The 15,602-nt window shown below is 69.7% G+C and carries 16 protein-coding genes; 6 read left to right on the forward strand and 10 right to left on the reverse strand.

Annotated features, from left to right (window positions below; genetic code table 11):
- Window positions 1-13: 13 nt before the first annotated feature.
- The 3 genes from AC1MFI_RS14490 to AC1MFI_RS14500 are packed head-to-tail and all read right to left on the reverse strand — an operon-like array spanning window position 14 to window position 3,417.
- Complete coding sequence (locus AC1MFI_RS14490; protein ID WP_479817747.1) at window positions 14-865, reverse strand: transglutaminase family protein; 852 nt, start codon at window positions 863-865, stop codon at window positions 14-16.
- Window positions 862-1,788: an alpha-E domain-containing protein gene (locus AC1MFI_RS14495; RefSeq protein ID WP_400484071.1), complete on the reverse strand. Its 927-nt coding sequence runs from the start codon at window positions 1,786-1,788 to the stop codon at window positions 862-864. The genes AC1MFI_RS14490 and AC1MFI_RS14495 overlap by 4 nt, the downstream gene beginning before the upstream one ends.
- Window positions 1,789-1,848: 60 nt before the next feature.
- Window positions 1,849-3,417, reverse strand: a complete 1,569-nt coding sequence (locus tag AC1MFI_RS14500) for a circularly permuted type 2 ATP-grasp protein (protein ID WP_479817749.1) — start codon at window positions 3,415-3,417, stop codon at window positions 1,849-1,851.
- Window positions 3,418-3,526: 109 nt separating this feature from the next.
- Between AC1MFI_RS14500 and pepN the strand changes: the two genes are divergently transcribed.
- Window positions 3,527-6,136 (forward strand): aminopeptidase N, encoded by a 2,610-nt coding sequence (gene pepN, locus AC1MFI_RS14505; RefSeq protein WP_479817750.1) that lies wholly within the window; start codon window positions 3,527-3,529, stop codon window positions 6,134-6,136.
- Here pepN and lplAB read toward each other — a convergent pair.
- From lplAB to AC1MFI_RS14525, 4 genes are all read right to left on the reverse strand, one after another.
- Window positions 6,121-7,197 carry a lipoate-protein ligase LplAB gene (lplAB, locus tag AC1MFI_RS14510; protein WP_479817752.1) on the reverse strand — a complete coding sequence of 359 codons (1,077 nt, stop codon included), beginning with the start codon at window positions 7,195-7,197 and terminating at the stop codon, window positions 6,121-6,123. The genes pepN and lplAB overlap by 16 nt on opposite strands.
- Before the next feature lie 154 nt (window positions 7,198-7,351).
- The gene (locus tag AC1MFI_RS14515; protein ID WP_104051131.1) at window positions 7,352-7,609 is read right to left on the reverse strand and encodes a type B 50S ribosomal protein L31; all 258 of its coding nucleotides are present in this window, start codon (window positions 7,607-7,609) and stop codon (window positions 7,352-7,354) included.
- Between the two features lie 100 nt (window positions 7,610-7,709).
- The gene (locus AC1MFI_RS14520; RefSeq protein WP_479817754.1) at window positions 7,710-8,534 is read right to left on the reverse strand and encodes a TrmH family RNA methyltransferase; all 825 of its coding nucleotides are present in this window, start codon (window positions 8,532-8,534) and stop codon (window positions 7,710-7,712) included.
- A 43-nt stretch (window positions 8,535-8,577) separates the two neighbouring features.
- Window positions 8,578-9,363 carry an ABC transporter ATP-binding protein gene (locus tag AC1MFI_RS14525; protein WP_479817755.1) on the reverse strand — a complete coding sequence of 262 codons (786 nt, stop codon included), beginning with the start codon at window positions 9,361-9,363 and terminating at the stop codon, window positions 8,578-8,580.
- A 204-nt stretch (window positions 9,364-9,567) separates the two neighbouring features.
- On the opposite strand from AC1MFI_RS14525, the gene serB reads away from it, so the two are divergent.
- Window positions 9,568-10,452 (forward strand): phosphoserine phosphatase SerB, encoded by an 885-nt coding sequence (gene serB / locus AC1MFI_RS14530; RefSeq protein WP_479817757.1) that lies wholly within the window; start codon window positions 9,568-9,570, stop codon window positions 10,450-10,452.
- Between the two features lie 117 nt (window positions 10,453-10,569).
- On the opposite strand, the gene AC1MFI_RS14535 is transcribed toward serB, so the two are convergent.
- Entirely contained in the window at window positions 10,570-11,319 is a 750-nt protein-coding gene (locus AC1MFI_RS14535; protein ID WP_479817758.1) for an SDR family oxidoreductase, read from the reverse strand.
- Window positions 11,320-11,387: 68 nt separating this feature from the next.
- The gene (fabG, locus tag AC1MFI_RS14540; RefSeq protein WP_479817759.1) at window positions 11,388-12,125 is read right to left on the reverse strand and encodes a 3-oxoacyl-ACP reductase FabG; all 738 of its coding nucleotides are present in this window, start codon (window positions 12,123-12,125) and stop codon (window positions 11,388-11,390) included.
- A gap of 217 nt (window positions 12,126-12,342) precedes the next feature.
- On the opposite strand from fabG, the gene AC1MFI_RS14545 reads away from it, so the two are divergent.
- From AC1MFI_RS14545 to AC1MFI_RS14555, 3 genes are read left to right on the forward strand one after another with little or no spacing between them, the layout of a single operon-like run.
- The gene (locus AC1MFI_RS14545) at window positions 12,343-12,768 is read left to right on the forward strand and encodes a DUF3099 domain-containing protein (RefSeq protein WP_479817760.1); all 426 of its coding nucleotides are present in this window, start codon (window positions 12,343-12,345) and stop codon (window positions 12,766-12,768) included.
- A complete protein-coding gene (locus AC1MFI_RS14550; protein WP_479817761.1) occupies window positions 12,761-13,060 on the forward strand; it encodes a hypothetical protein in 300 nt (99 codons plus the stop codon). Before AC1MFI_RS14545 ends, AC1MFI_RS14550 begins: the two co-directional genes overlap by 8 nt.
- Complete coding sequence (locus AC1MFI_RS14555) at window positions 13,061-13,888, forward strand: SURF1 family cytochrome oxidase biogenesis protein (protein ID WP_479817762.1); 828 nt, start codon at window positions 13,061-13,063, stop codon at window positions 13,886-13,888.
- Window positions 13,889-13,972: 84 nt separating this feature from the next.
- Here the strand turns inward: AC1MFI_RS14555 and AC1MFI_RS14560 are convergent, their stop codons facing one another.
- Window positions 13,973-14,701: an alpha/beta fold hydrolase gene (locus AC1MFI_RS14560; RefSeq protein ID WP_479817763.1), complete on the reverse strand. Its 729-nt coding sequence runs from the start codon at window positions 14,699-14,701 to the stop codon at window positions 13,973-13,975.
- A gap of 73 nt (window positions 14,702-14,774) precedes the next feature.
- Between AC1MFI_RS14560 and AC1MFI_RS14565 the strand changes: the two genes are divergently transcribed.
- Window positions 14,775-15,473 carry a helix-turn-helix transcriptional regulator gene (locus tag AC1MFI_RS14565; protein ID WP_479817764.1) on the forward strand — a complete coding sequence of 233 codons (699 nt, stop codon included), beginning with the start codon at window positions 14,775-14,777 and terminating at the stop codon, window positions 15,471-15,473.
- Window positions 15,474-15,602 lie beyond the last annotated feature (129 nt).

Genomic DNA, 15,602 nt, shown 5'->3' on the forward strand with positions numbered 1-15,602 from the left:
GACGCAGGAGGGGCTAGGCGACCCTCGTGATGGCGACCGTCACGTTGAGCGTGGACCCCCCGCCACCGGACAGGATGCCCTTGAGCGGCGAGACGTCGCGGTAGTCGCGGCCCCGCGCCACGGAGACGTGGAAGTCGCTGACCGGGCTGCTGTTGGTCGGGTCCCACCCGCGCCACTCGCCGTCGTACCACTCCACCCAGGCGTGCGACTGCCCGGCGACGGTCTCGCCGATCCCCGCGCTGCGCCGCGGGTGCAGGTAGCCGGAGATGTACCGCGCGGGGATGCCGAGGCTCCGGAGGGCGCCGATGGCGACGTGCGCGAGGTCCTGGCAGACGCCCTTGCGTTCGGCCCAGGCGTCCTGCGCGTTGGTCTGGACGCCGGTGGCCCCCTGCACGTAGTCCATCTGGGTCCTCAGCCAGTCGAAGACGGCGCGTGCCGCCTGGTGGGGGTCGCGGTCGCGGACGAGCCCGGCGACGAGCGAACGCACCTCCTCCCCGGGCTCGCTGAGACCGGTCTGACTCAGCCAGTCGGCGAACTCGTCGGTCAGGGCCGGCGACGCGAGCTCCTGCCAGGTGAGGATCTCGTCCTCGCCGGGCACACGCTCCACCCTGCTCACCTCCACCGTGGAGACGGCGGTGACCTCGAGGTGCTCGTGCGGCGCATGGACGTCGAAGGACGTCACGCGGGTCCCCCAGTAATCTCGGTAGGTCGAGACCGCCGCGCTCGAGGGGTTCACCTTCAGCGTGGACTCGAGGACGACCTGTTGGGAGTCGGTGAGCGGGGTCATGCGGGCCTCGTTGTAGGACAGCAGGACGCGGCGGGGGTAGTCGTAGCCGGTGCGGTGCTCGATCAGCAGGCGTGTCATGAGACCTCTCCGACCCAGGACAGCTCGTCCGCCTGGGAAAAGTACGTACGGGATACGGCGTCGGAGGCTCTCGCGCAGGCCTTCTGGACGCGTTCCATGTGCTCGGGCAGCTCGGACATCAGGTCCTGGGTCTGGTGGAACTCGAGGAACGTCCTCGCCTGGCCCACGATCCGGCTCGCGTCGTTGATGAACCCGACCCGCTGGTAGGCGGGGTTGAGCTGGGTGAGACATTTCTCGGCGTCGCTCAGGGCGTAGACGATGGAGCGCGGGAACAGCCGGTCCAGCAGCAGGAACTCCGCCGCCTGCTGATCCCCGAAGGAAGCCCTGCGCGTTCGCAGGAAGGATTCGTAGGCCCCGGCGCACCGGAGCATGTTGACCCAGGACAGGCCCGCGGCGTGCACGTCGTGGGTCGAGAGCATCCGTGCCGTCATGTCGGCGCGCTCCAGGCTCCGGCCGAGCACGAGGAACTGCCAGGACTCGTCGTGGCTCATGGTGGTGTCCGAGAGTCCCCGCACCATCGCCGTACGCTCCACCACCCAGTGGCAGAAGCGGTAGGTCCCGACGACGTCCTTGCGATGCTGGGTGAGGCCGTACCAGGTGGTGTTCAGGCTCTCCCAGACGCTGCTGGAGACGGTCTCCCGGGCACGGCGGGCATTCTCCCGGGCGGCTCCGAGGGCGCCGGCGATGGACGTGGCGCTGGACCGGTCATAGGCCAGGGCCTGCAGGAGGTCCGAGAGGTCGATCGCGTCCTTCTCCGGCCTGCTTCCCATGACGCCGAGCAGCTGACGCGAGGTCTCCCGCTGCTGGGCCAGCGGCATCTGGTTGAGGCGTTCCAGGTGGACGTCCAGGATGCGCGCCGTACCGTCGGCCCGCTCGACGTAGCGGCCGATCCAGAAGAGTGATTCAGCGATGCGGCTGAGCATGGGGCCTGCCTTTCGTGGCGGTGGTCGCGGATGCTGTCCAGGGGGAAGGGATGCCGGCGCTCATTGCTGCTGCTGCTCCGACTGCTTGTCCTGCCAGTTGGTCTCGATCGGCCACACGCTGGTGTGCTCACGGACAGTGACCACCGCGCGTTCCTGGGGCGCGGCGTCGCCGGGGGTCCCGCGGACCTCGCCGTCGACGACCCAGGTGTCCTTCGATCCTCCGCCCTGGCTCGAGTTCACGATCAGCGAGCCTTCCTTCATGGCCACGCGCGTGAGCCCGCCGGGCAGCACCCAGACCTCCTCGCCGTCGTTCACCGCGAAGGGCCGCAGGTCCACGTGGCGGGGGCTGAACTGCCCGCCGGACATGGTGGGCACCGTGGAGAGCTGCAGGACCGGCTGGGCGATCCAGCCGCGGGGGTCCTGCAGGACCTTCGCGCGGAGGACATCGAGCTCCGCCCTCGTCGCGTCCGGGCCGATCACCAAACCCTTGCCACCGGAGCCGTCCACAGGCTTCACGACCAGTTCGTCGAGACGGTCGAGCACCTGCTCACGGGCGTCCGCGTCCTCGAGCCGGTAGGTGTCGACGTTGGCGATGATCGGTTCCTCGCTCAGGTAGTACCGGATCAGGTCCGGGACGTAGGTGTAGACGAGTTTGTCGTCGGCGACGCCGTTGCCGATCGCATTGGCGATCGTCACCATGCCGGCACGCGCCGCGTTGACGATACCCGGGCACCCGAGCACGGAGTCGGCCCGGAACTGCAGGGGGTCGAGGAACTCGTCGTCGATGCGTTTGTAGATGACGTCGACGCGCTGCTCGCCCGCCGTCGTCCGCATGTAGACGCGGTTCCCGCGGACGATCAGGTCGCGCCCCTCGACGAGCTCCACGCCCATGAGGCCGGCGAGCAGCGTGTGCTCGAAGTACGCGGAGTTGAACACGCCCGGGGTCAGGACGACGACGGTGGGGTCCTCGACGCCGGGCGGCGCGGTCTTGCGGAGCGCGGCGAGCAGCCGGCGGGGGTACTCCTCCACCGGCCGGATGTGCTGCTGGCCGAACGCCTCGGGAAGTCCCTTGGCCATGGCGCGGCGGTTCTCCAGGACGTAGCTGACGCCACTCGGAACCCGGACGTTGTCCTCGAGGACCCGGAAGGTGCCCTGCTGGTCGCGGACGACGTCGATCCCGGAGATGTGGACCCGCACGCCGCCCGCAGGGGCGAACCCGGCCACCTCGCGGTGGAAATGGGCGCTGGAGGTGATCAGGCGACGCGGGATGACGCCGTCGGACACGACGGCCATCCTGTCGTAGACGTCGCTGAGGAACGCCTCGAGCGCCTTCACGCGCTGCGCGACGCCGCGCTCGAGGACCTCCCAGTCGCTGCCGGCGATGACGCGGGGCACGATGTCGAGCGGGAACGGCCGCTCCTCCCCCGCGAAGTCGAAGGTGACGCCGCGGTCGAGGAAGGTGCGCGCCATCGAGTCGGCCCGGGCGGTCACCGCGGCCAGGTCGAGCTCGTCCAGGGCGGCCGCGACCTGCCCGTACTCGGCGCGCGGCACGTGCCCGACGTCGAACATCTCGTCGAAGGCGGGCGTCTTGCGGGCGGCGGCTGCATAGTCAGCGAAGAGCTCGGACATGGGACAACAGTGCCATGGACCACGCCTCGGTACACAGCCGCACACGCCGGTGCACACATCGTTAACGTGCCCGAAACGAAGCCGGCTGGGTGCGTGATTGAATGACCGGATGGAGAACGAGAACCTGCGCCGCGACGAGGCCGCCGCCCGGTCGGCCCTGCTGGAAACCGAGAGCTATGCGGTCGAACTGGACCTCTCGAACGCCAGGGATGCCTCCGAGCCGACGTACCGGAGCACCACCACCGTGGTCTTCTCGTGCCGGCAGCCGGGGAGCTCGACGTTCCTCGACTTCATCGGCGAGGTCACGGGACTGGAGCTGAACGGGAGGATCCTGGATCACGCAGTCGCCAGCGACGGCGCGCGGATCCTGCTCGATGACCTCGCCGAGCACAACACCGTGAGGGTGGACGGGCGGTCCCTGTTCAGCACGAGCGGCGAGGGACTCCACCGGTTCGTGGATCCCGCGGACGGCGAGACCTACCTCTATACGCAATACGAACCGGCGGACGCCCGCCGCGTCTTCGCGAACTTCGAGCAGCCGGACCTGAAGGCATCCTTCTCCTTCAGCGTCATCGCGCCGGCGGACTGGATCGTGGCCTCCAACGGGGCCGAGAAGCAGGTGGAGCCCTTCCAGGAGACCGGTGCCGCCACCGCGCGCTGGACGTTCGAGCCCACGCGCCGCATCTCCACCTACATCACCAGCGTGCTGGCCGGCCCCTACCACCGGGAGACGGACGCCTGGGCCGGCGCGGCAGGGACAGTGGCGGAAGGCCTCGAGGTACCGCTCGCCCTGTTCTGCCGCCGCTCCCTCGCGCCATCCTTCGACGCACAGGAGATCTTCGACACCACACGGCGCGGCCTCGACTTCTTCCACGACCTGTTCGACTACCCGTACCCCTTCGGCAAGTACGACCAGGCGTTCGTGCCCGAGTACAACCTCGGTGCCATGGAGAACCCAGGGCTCGTGACCTTCACCGAGAACTACGTGTTCCAGTCCGCCGCCACGGAGGCGCAGCGCGAGGCGAGGGCTAACACGATCATGCACGAGATGGCGCACATGTGGTTCGGCGACCTCGTGACGATGCGGTGGTGGGACGACCTGTGGCTCAAGGAGTCCTTCGCCGACTACATGGGCGCGCTCGCGGTGGCGGAGGCCACCCGGTGGAGCACGTCCTGGGTCAGCTTCGCCAACCGCCGGAAGTCCTGGGCCTACGTGCAGGACCAGCTCCCGACGACGCACCCGATCGTTGCGGACATCCCCGACCTCGAGGCCGCGAAGCAGAACTTCGACGGAATCACCTACGCCAAGGGCGCCTCCGTCCTGAAGCAGCTCGTGGCCTTCGTGGGCCGCGAAGCCTTCACCGATGCCGCCCGGCAGTACTTCCGGAAGCACGAGTACGGGAACACGACCCTCGCGGACCTCCTCGACGTGCTCGCCGCCTCGACCGGTCGTGACCTCGCCGCGTGGTCGCGCTCGTGGCTGCAGACCTCCGGCGTCCCGGCCCTGCAGGCGGACGTCGCCGTGGAGGACGGCGTGTTCACCCACGTCACCATCGTGCAGGACGCCCAGGATCCGGTGACGAAGCGCGAGGAACCGAGGCCCCACCGCATCCGGCTCGGCCTGTACTCGTTCGATGCGGAGGGCCGGCTCGTCCGTACACGGGCAGAGGCCATCACGGTGGAGGGCCGACACACGCCTGTGCCTGCGCTCGTGGGTGCGACCCAGCCCGATCTGCTCCTGGTGAACGACGACGACCTCACCTACGCGAAGCTCTCCTTCGACGAACGGTCGCTGGCGACACTGCTGACGTCAGTGCACCGACTCCAGGACCCGCTGGCCCGGGCGACGTCCCTGACCGCCCTCTGGTCCAGCACGCGGGATGCGCGCCTGCCGGTGGGCTCCTACCTCGACGCCGTGCTGCTCGCCGCTCCCGCCGAGAGCGGGGTGGGCGTGCTGCAGGTCCTGCTGGCCACTGCACGGACCGCCATCGAGAGTCTCGCCCCGGCGCAGCAGCGTCCTGCGATGCGCGACCGCGTCGGTGCCTTCCTCTGGGACGGGCTGTGCTCGGCGGCAGCGGGTTCGGACCTGCAGCTCGCCTGGGCCCGCGCGCTGGCCTCCGCCGCGCGGACCTCGGCCCGCACGGCGGACGCGGTCCGGGCTGTGCTCGACGGCGAGGAGAAGATCCCCGGGCTTCCCCTCGATGCCGAACTGCGCTGGCTCTTCCTCCAGGCGCTGGCCGCCCAGCAGCGCGTACTCCCCGGCGAGCTGGAAGCCGAACGGGCCGCGGACGCGACGGCGTCAGGAAGGGTGGGCTTCACCCTGGCCTCCGCCGCCATTCCCGACGCCGCCATCAAGAAGGCGACGTGGGAGGAGGCGGTGCACGGCGAGCGGCTGTCCAACGAACTGCTCAGCGCGGCGATCGAGGGCTTCCAGCTCGGTCCGCACGACCTGCTCGGCCGGTACGAGGAGCCGTACTTCGAGGCGCTGCGCGGGGTCTGGGAATCCCGTGGCATCGAGATGGCCAGCAGGATCGTCCGCGGACTGTTCCCGGGCCACCAGGACCTCGACGGCGCTCCCGAACGCCATCCGGTGATCGCGAGGACCGATGCGTGGCTGGAGGCGAACACCGACGCCCCCGCCGCGCTCCGCCGTATCGTCGTCGAGGAGCGGGACCATCTGCTGCGCTCCCTGAGGGCGCAGGCTCAGGGCACGCGGTAGAGCCACTCGTCGGTGCCGAACTTGCTGTGCACGAGCTCCCCGGCGCGCCGTAGCTCGTCGTCGGACAGGGTGGCGTCGACGGCGCCGTAGCGCTGGCGGAAGGTGGACATCATCACATCGATGATCTCCTCGCGCGTCCGGCCGGTCTGCCGGCGCAGCGGGTCCACGCGCTTCTTCGCGCTCCTCGTGCCCTTGTCCGACATCTTCTCCTTGCCGATGCGCAGCACCTCGAGCATCTTGTCGGCGTCGATGTCGTAGCTCATGGTGACGTGGTGCAGCATGCCCCCGTTGGCGAGCCGCTTCTGCGCCGCGCCGCCGATCTTGCCGAGATCAGTGGCGATGTCGTTCAGGGGCTGGTACCAGGCCTCGATGCCCAGCTTCTGCAGGGCGTCCATGACCCACGCGTCGAGGAACGGGTAGGACTCGGCGAAGCTCAACCCGTCCACCAGCGACTGCGGGACGTAGATGGAGTAGGTGATGGCGTTGCCGTGCTCCATGAACATGGCACCGCCACCGCTGATCCGGCGCACCACCGTCACCCCGTGCCGGTCGGCGCCCTCGGGGTCCACCTCGTTGCGCATGGACTGGAAGCTGCCGATCACCACGGACGGCGACTGCCATTCCCAGAACCGGAGCGTCGGGTTGCGGGCGCCCGTGCCGACGTCGTGTGTCAGGACCTCGTCCATGGCGACGTGCATGGCCGTGGACAGCGGGGTCGGCGGGATGATCTCCCACTGGTGGTCCGCAAAGCCCGTGGCCCTGCCCAGGGCCCTGCGGACAGCGGTGGCGATGGCCTCGGGTGAGAACCCGAAGAGGACCGCCGAAGGATCCAGGCGTGCCGTCACGGCGGCGGCCAGTTCCCCGGGCGTGGTGTCCGCGGGAAGGCCCTCGAGCGCGGCATTGATGTCGAGGAGGGCCTCGTCCGGTTCGAGGAAGAAGTCGCCGTTCACCGAGACGTCGGCGAGGTGCCCGTTCCGGACCTCGAGATCCACGGCCGTGAGCTTGCCGCCCGGCGTCTTGAACTCGCCGTGCAGGCGGCCGGTGTGCGGTGCGTGCGCCATGATGGGGCCCTCCTCGGTGGTGGCCCCGGAGGGGGCCGGTGATGATGCTGGACGGGTGCCGTTAACAGAAAGAGAAGCCACGCCGATCCGGCGTGGCTTCTCTTCGGGGACGGAAGGCACGGGGCCGTCGGTCCGATGCTCGTGCGGAGCGGGACTACTTCTTGGCGCCGAAGCCCTTGAAGCGGGCGTTGAAGCGCTCGACGCGCCCGGCGGAGTCCATGATGCGCTGCTTGCCCGTGTAGAACGGGTGGGACTCCGAGGAGATCTCGACCTCGATGAGGGGGTAGGTGTTGCCGTCTTCCCACTCGATGGTCTTGGCCGAGCCGACCGTCGACTTGGTCAGGAACGCCTTGTCGGAGGCCAGATCGCGGAACACGACCGACTGGTACTTGGGGTGGATATCAGACTTCACGGGGACTACCTTCTCTGGTTGCCTGGATTTTGCCAGGCAGGGGAAAATTGAGTTGGCGATGGCGCCAGCTTGTAATACTAACGCAGGAGGCGCCCCGACGCTAAAGCACCGGCCGGGCGTCGTCGTACCGGCACTCCCAGAAGGCGACGGCCGCAGCGGCGGCGACGTTGAGCGAGTCGACGCCGCCGTGCATGGGGATGGTCAGCGCGACGTCGGCCTCGGCGAGCGCACCAGCGCTCAGGCCGTCCCCCTCCGTGCCCAGGAGGAGTGCCAGGCGCTCGTGCTCCCGCGCAGCGAAGGCGCCGAGGGCCACGGCGCCGGGCACCAGGGCCAGGGCTGCGACCGTGAAGCCGGCGCTCCGAATGGTGGCGAGGCCGCCCGGCCAGGAGTCGAGCCTCACCCAGGGCACCTGGAAGACGCTGCCCATGCTCACGCGCACGGCCCGCCGGTACAGCGGATCGGCGCTGCGCGGGCTCACGAGGACGGCGTCGATGCCGAGTGCGGCCGCGGAACGGAACACGGCGCCGAGGTTGGTGTGGTCCACCATGTCCTCGATCACCGCGACCCGGTGTGCGGAGGCCAGGACCTCCGCGAGCGGAAGCGGCTCGGGCCGGTGCATAGCCGCCAGGGCGCCGCGGTGGAGATGGAAGCCCGTGATCGCCTCGAGCGTGGTCCCGGGAGCCACGAAGGCCGGCACCGACGGGAAGCTGGCGAGGACGTCCGCCAGGTCCGGGACCCATTTGGGGGCCAGCAGGAAGGAGCGCGGGACGTGGCCCGCGTCGAGGGCGCGGCGCAGGACCTTCGAGCTCTCGGCGATGTAGAGGCCCTCGACGGGCTCCTTCGCGAGCCGCAACTGCACGTCGGTCAGGTTCCGGTAGTCCGCGAGCCGGGGATCGTCGACGCTGTCGACGTCGATGAGGGGCATCAGGGTCCCGTCGGACCCGCAGGGCGGTCGGCGCCCCGCAGGCTCACGCCCTGGCGACCGCGCTGTAGCGGCCGCTGTCCTCGCTCACCCTGAGGTCGAGGTCGAACGCCGCACTCAGGTTCTCCTCGGTCAGCACGCCGCCGATCGGCCCGGCGGACACCACCGCGCCGTCGCGCAGGAGCAGCGCATGCGTGAACCCCGGAGGAACCTCCTCGAGGTGGTGGGTCACCAGCACCATCGCCGGGGCATCCTCGTCCCGGGCCAGTTCCGAGAGTCGCTTCACAAGGTCCTCGCGGCCGGCGAGGTCGAGGCCGGCCGCGGGCTCGTCGAGGAGCAGCAGTTCCGGGTCCGCCATGAGTGCGCGTGCGATCTGGACGCGCTTGCGCTCGCCCTCGCTGAGGGAGCCGAAGGTGCGGTTCATGAAGCGGGACATGCCCCAGGCATCGAGCAGGCGGAATGCCCGGCGCTCGTCGAGGCGCTCGTACTGTTCGCGCCACCGCCCGGTGACACCGTAGGACGCCGTGACGACGACGTTCAGGACGGTCTCGTGATCCGGGACCTGCGACGCGAGGGACGCCGACGCCAGGCCGATCCGCGGACGCAATTCGAAGACGTCGACGGCGCCCATGACCTCGTCGAGGATGCCGACCACGCCGCGCGTCGGGTGCAGGCGCGCCCCCGCGAGCTGCAGCAGCGTGGTCTTGCCCGCTCCGTTGGGGCCCATCACCACCCAGCGCTCGCCCTCGCTGACCTGCCAGTCGATGTCGGCCAGGAGGGTCTTGCCGCCCCTGACGAGGCTCACTCCCGCCAGTTCCAGAACGTCACTCATGCTTCTAGACACTAGGCTAAGGAGCGGCTCCGTGGCGAAACCGGGCGTCCTCCCGCGCCCGGCCGTCCCGGCGGGGTGTCGCCTCTCACGGCCGGCGCCGGAGACACCATGCGGCAGGGACCGGCGGCTGCGCGCCGATCGCGCCGACGCGCGATGGCACGGACACACGGAGACGCCCACAGTGGCGCGGACAGGAGCAGGCATATGGCGGACAAGGCCAGGGTGGTCGCCTACGGGCGGCGTTTCGACGACGGTCACCGCGACGACCTGGCGGACACCCTGCGGACCCTCGGCGCCGACGTCGAGGACGTACGGGCCACCGGGACGTCGACCTACGAGGTCCTGACGTTCGATGTCACCCTCCCCGCCGGTTCCGCACCCGTGCGGGCCGGGCTGTCCGGGTGGACGGCGGTGTCGGGCATCGGGGCGGCCCTCGTCGGGCAGTCCGTGTACGCGCCGGGACCGAAGCTGCTGATCATGGACGTCGACTCGACCCTGATCAAGCAGGAGGTCATCGAACTGCTCGCGGCCCACGCCGGCCGGGAAGCCGAGGTGGCGGCCGTCACGGAGGCCGCCATGCGGGGCGAACTGGACTTCGCCCAGTCCCTGCACCACCGGGTGCGCGCGCTGGAGGGGCTGCCTGCCACCGTGATCGACGAGGTCGTCGGCCGGATCGAACTGAGCGATGGCGCGGAGCAGCTTGTCGCGGCCTACCTGTCCGCCGGTCACCGGGCAGGCGTCGTCTCGGGCGGCTTCTCCCAGGTCCTCGCGCCGCTCGCGGAGCGCCTCGGGCTCTCCTTCGCCCGCGCGAACGACCTCGAGATCGTCGACGGGACGTTGACCGGGCGCGTGGCCGGGCCCGTCGTCGACCGCCGGGAGAAGGAACGCGTGCTGCGGGCCGAGGCCTCGCGGGCGGGCGTCCCTCTGGCTGCGACCCTCGCCGTGGGGGACGGCGCGAACGATCTCGACATGCTGGCCGCGGCGGGCCTCGGCGTCGCCTTCAACGCGAAGCCCGCCGTCCGCGCGGTGGCGCATGCGGCGCTGGATCTTCCGGACCTCGACGTCGTCCGCCACCTCGCCGGCCTGTAGCAGGCCGTCGCATCCCCTGCAGGTGGGGCCCGCCGTGATTCTCGCGGCAGGCCCCTGGTCCTTCACGCGTCGGTCCTTCACGCATCGCGGGCGGCGGCCGCCCGCGATCACTGCGGATCAGCTCTTGGCGAGGAAGTCCTCTGCGCCGCCCACGTACTCCGTGTGGCCCGTAGGGACGTCCGCCGTCGCCATGCGGACGATCTCGGTGGCGAATTCGGCCACCGAGTAGAGGCGGCCCGCCTCCTGGCGGCGCGCCTCGATGGCGCCGGGGGTCGCGCGGTCGAGCAGGGTCGCCGTGACGGTTCCCTCGATCATGTCGCCGGAGACGACGACGAGTGAGATCCCCTTCTCGTCGAGCTGCGGGATGAGGGCGCGCAGGGCGTCCTCGCCGGCCCGCTTGCTGCGTGCGACGGGCTCGTAGGCGTCCATGGTCTCCACCTTCTCGATGAAGTGCGCCTGGTGGCTCGTGATGAACACGACGCGCGAGCCCGCCGGCATGACCTCGACGGCAGCGGTGAGCATGGCGACCTGCGCATCACGGTTGAGCTTGAGTGCGTAGTCCTCCCCCATGCCGGTCTCCATGCCCCCCGAGGCGTTGAGCACCAGCAGGTCGAGCCCGCCGAACGTGGACACGGCGGCGTCGACCAGTGCCGCAGGGCCCTCGGGTGTGGTCAGGTCGGCACCGACGGCGACGGCCCGGCCACCCGCCGCTTCGATGCCCGAGACGACCTTGTTGGCGCGCGGGGCCTTCTGCCGGTAGTTGACGACGACGGCCGCGCCCTGCGCGGCGAGCTGCTGCGCGACGTCCGCGCCGATGCCGCGGGACGAGCCGGTGACGATTGCTGTGGTTCCCTCGAGGGTGGCCATGGTGCTCCTTCTGCTCAGAACTGGACGGTGCTGTGTGCTGGGTGCTGGCGGTTGCTGCTGGCTGGACCTCAGTGCCCCATCCCGAGGCCGCCGTCCACGGGGATGACCGCACCGGAGATGTACCCGGCGTCGGCACCGGCCAGCCATGAGACGACACCGGCGACCTCCTCCGGGGAGGCGAAGCGGCCGGCGGGGATGGTGGCGAGGTAGCTCTTGCGGGTATCCTCCGGCAGTTCCGCGGTCATGTCGGTGTCGATGAATCCGGGGGCCACGACGTTGGCCGTGATGCCACGCGAGCCGAGCTCGCGCGTCAGCGATCGGGCGATGCCCACGAGCCCTGCCTTCGACGCGGAGTAGTTGATCTGCCCTGGTGCTCCGTACAGCCCCGTGACGCTCGAGATCAGGATGACGCGGCCGCGCTTCATCCTGATCATCCCGCGGGACGCCCGCTTGACCACGCGGAACGCGCCCGTGAGGTTGGTGTCGATGACGTCGGTGAAGTCGCTCTCCGTCATGCGCATGAGCAGCGTGTCCCGCGTGATGCCCGCGTTCGCGACGAGGACCTCCACGGGCCCGTGCTCCGCCTCGACCTGCGAGAACGCCGCGTCGATCTGCTCCTCGCTCGTGACATCGGCCTTGACGCCGAGCATCCCGTCGGGGACGTCACCACTTCGGTACGTGATGGCAACCTTGTCGCCGTTGGCTACGAATACCTTGGCGATGGCAAGGCCGATACCCCGGTTGCCTCCCGTAATGAGGACGCTGCGGCCGGACGCCGTCGTCTTGCTGTCTGCACCAGATGCCAAGGGGAAACTCCTCTATCTGCGGGCCGGAAGGGGTCCACGTTGTTCGATGTCCAGTTCGAGCCCGGCGATCCGGCGGACGATCCGGCGGGGCGCAACCGCCCCTCGGACCCTGTCCGCGGCTACCCGTCAAACTATCCCGACGATCCTAGCGGCGCATCCCTCGACTTCGGGAACGGGACCCGGAGTGAGACAATGGAGGGAGTCTTCTTGGAGTGTGATGAGTAAACAAACGAAGCACAACACAGACGTCCACAGCATCTCCGACGCTCGTGAATCACACAGCGAGGAAATGCGCACACGAATGATCCGGTACACCGTCTCGATGAGTATCCGTCTCGTCTGTTTCGTCCTGGTCTTCGTCGTGCCCTACGTATGGCTGCAGTGGGTGATGATCGCCGGAGCGGTATTCCTGCCGTACTTCGCCGTGATCGTCGCCAACGGCGGCAGCGACACCAGCAATATCCGACACAGCGATGCGCTGATCGACCGCGCCCCGGTCCGTGAGATCGAAGCACGGGTGGTGGCCTCCGATCCAGAGGACGGCGACGACGTCCTCAGCGGAGAGATCCTGGACGACACCGGGCCGGCGCAGTACGGCTCGCATGCAGCCGCACCGGTCCGGCCCACGAATGCCGATGCCTGACGTCCCACCGGTTCCGGGACCCGCGGGCGGCCTGCCGCCCGCGGGTCTCGGCCTGTTCGCGACACCGCAGGGCGGGCGGCACGGGAGTCCTGTGTGTTCGCGCAAGGGCTGCCGGAACGATGCCGAGTGGCAGGTGCTGTGGAACAACCCCCGCATCCATACCGCGGAGCGCAGGAAGGCCTGGGCATCGTGCCCCGCCCATGTCGGGTGGTTCGAGGAGTACCTGCGGAACCGCGGACTCTGGAAGGAGACGCTCCCCCTGAACGCCGACCGACCGATGGAGACCCGCTAGGTGTACCGCTTCCTCTTCTCCGCGCGTTGGCTCGGCTGGCTCGCCATGGTCCTGGTCCTGGCCGCCGGCTGCGTCGGCCTCGGTCGCTGGCAACTGGACCGCCGTGAGGCGGTCGTGGAGAACATCCACCGCATCGAGGCGAACTACGATGCCGCGCCCGAGCGCTACGTGCCGGGCGTGAACGGCTTCGACAGGTACGACCCGGCCCGCGAGTGGACGCCCGTCACCTTCACCGGGACGTACGACGTCGCTCAGCAGGTCGTCGTGCGGAACCGGCCGATGAACGGCCAGCCCGGCTACGAGGTACTCACGCCGCTCAGGCTCGACGACGGCACAGCGGTCGTGATCGACCGCGGCTGGTTGCCCATCGGCAATGTCGAAGCGGGACGGCCGGACGAGATCCCCGCACCGCCCTCCGGCCGGGTCGAGGTCACCGCCCGGATGAAGCCGGGCGAGCCCGCGGTCAACCGCGGCGCCCCGGAGGGCCAGGTCGCGTCGATCGACCTACCGTCACTCGCGGAGCGGTTGGACTACCCGTTGCAGGATGCCGCTTACGGACTCCTGGCACTCGAGCGGCCGGCGGCGGCACAGACGCCGGTGGCCGCGCCCAAGCCCTCCGTCGATGAAGGGCCGCACCTCTCCTACTCCATGCAGTGGTTCGCATTCGGCGTACTGGCGTTCGTCGGGCTGGGCTACGCCGCGCGCCAGCAGCGCAGGAGTGATGCAGAACAGGCCGGGACCGCTCCCGAGCGCCCGGCCCGGCAGCGCCGTCGTCCGTCCTCGGAAGAAGAAGAGGACGCCATCCTCGATGCGCAGGGCATCCGCTAGGTGTCCTGACCGGACCCGTCGATCGATCGATCGTCCTGTCCGGCTCGTGATGTGGGCGCGAGGACCGGTCGGGCCCCGCCCGGCCTACCCCGCCGAGTGGATGGCCTCGGCGAGGTCGCGGGGACGGCTCCACATGGGCCAATGGCCCGTCGGGAGGTCGATGACGTCGAGGTGCTCGAGCTGCGCGACTTCGGCGAACATGGCGTGGCCTGCGCGGGCCAGCTCCAGCACCTGCGCGCTCGGGATCGAGCAGCACACGAGGGTGGTCCGCACCGTGCGGCGGGCATCGTTCGTGAGCTCGACGGGCCCGCGAAGCACGGGGCCGGGCTCAGGGACGGCCCGTGCCCGGAAGCGCTCGAGGACCTCTGCGCTCAGGCCGTCGAGGCTCGCCTGCCGTGCGAGGACGTCGAAGGACGGCAGCGGAAGATCCTCCAGCCCCTTCGGAAGGTCCGGGGCGAAGACGCTTCCTGTCGCCACAGGGCCGGAGTCGACCCACACCACCCGATGAACGAGCTCGGGATGCCGGTCGAGGACGAGGCTGACGGGGGCGTTCGCTCCACTGTGGGCGACGAGGGTTGCCGGCTGATCCTCGGAGACACCAACCCGGGTGAGGACGGCTTCAATCGCTGCGGCCTGATCGTCGAGCGTCTTCGTCGCCCGCCCGGGATCGTCCGCATCGAGGCCGGGCAGCGTCATCGCGATGGCACGGGAGTGGTCGGTTCTCAGGTGTTCGAGGACTTCATCCCACGCCCAGGCGCCCAGCCAGTGACCGGCGATGAGAAGGATGGTCGGACTGCTCGTCGTAGGTGTCATGCCATCACCCTGACAGGCGCTGCGGTCAGGTGTATGTCACTATCTGTGTCATGAATTTACTGGGGGCGGGGCGGTGAAGCGGGCGGAGCGCCTCCATGCCCTGTCCGAGATGCTGCGCCGTCACGGAACCCGGGGGTGCTCTGCCGAACGGCTGGCACGAGAGTTCGGCGTGTCGGTGCGCACGGTCAAGAGGGACCTCGCCGCGCTCGAGATCAGCGGCGCCCCCGTATGGTCGCGCCCCGGTCCGGGCGGTGGCTACGGATTGGCCGACGGTGCGTCCCTGCCGCCTGTCAGCCTGTCTCCGGCACAGGCCGTGGCGCTCATGGCGGCCGTGTCCGCCGCGCCTGATGCTCCCTACGCCGATCTGGCAGCGGCCGGGATCCATAAGATCCTGGACGTCCTCGATCCCCGGGCCCGGGCGGGAGCCGATGAGCTGGCCGGCCGCGTCTGGGTCGATGCGCCCCCCACCTCTTCGCGCAGGATCAGGTCCTCGCTGGAGGAGGCGATGACCGAGCAGCGGGTGGTTCGTCTTCGCTACACCTCGAGGGGCGGGACCACGACCACCCGCGACGTCGAACCCGTGCTGTTCGCCTCCACGAACGGCCAGTGGTACCTGGTCGGGTGGTGCCGACTGCGCAACGCGATGCGATGGTTCACCGTGTCGCGCATCGAGCGGGCCACGGTCACCGGGACTGCCTGCAGCGGCCACACGATCCAGGAGGTCGGAGAACCGCCGGCGAACGCCGGACCGGTGCACGGTCGGGGCGGGTGAGCCGCTCGATCAACTTCTCCGGTCAGTACAGCACGGCACCTCACATCACTTCAGTGCTTGCTGTCGAGGAGCCGGGCGGCGGTTCGGTGAACAGAGGTCGGCAGATCAGGCGGTGTCCCTCGAGGCCGC

This window comes from Arthrobacter sp. BC5 (assembly GCF_056680255.1).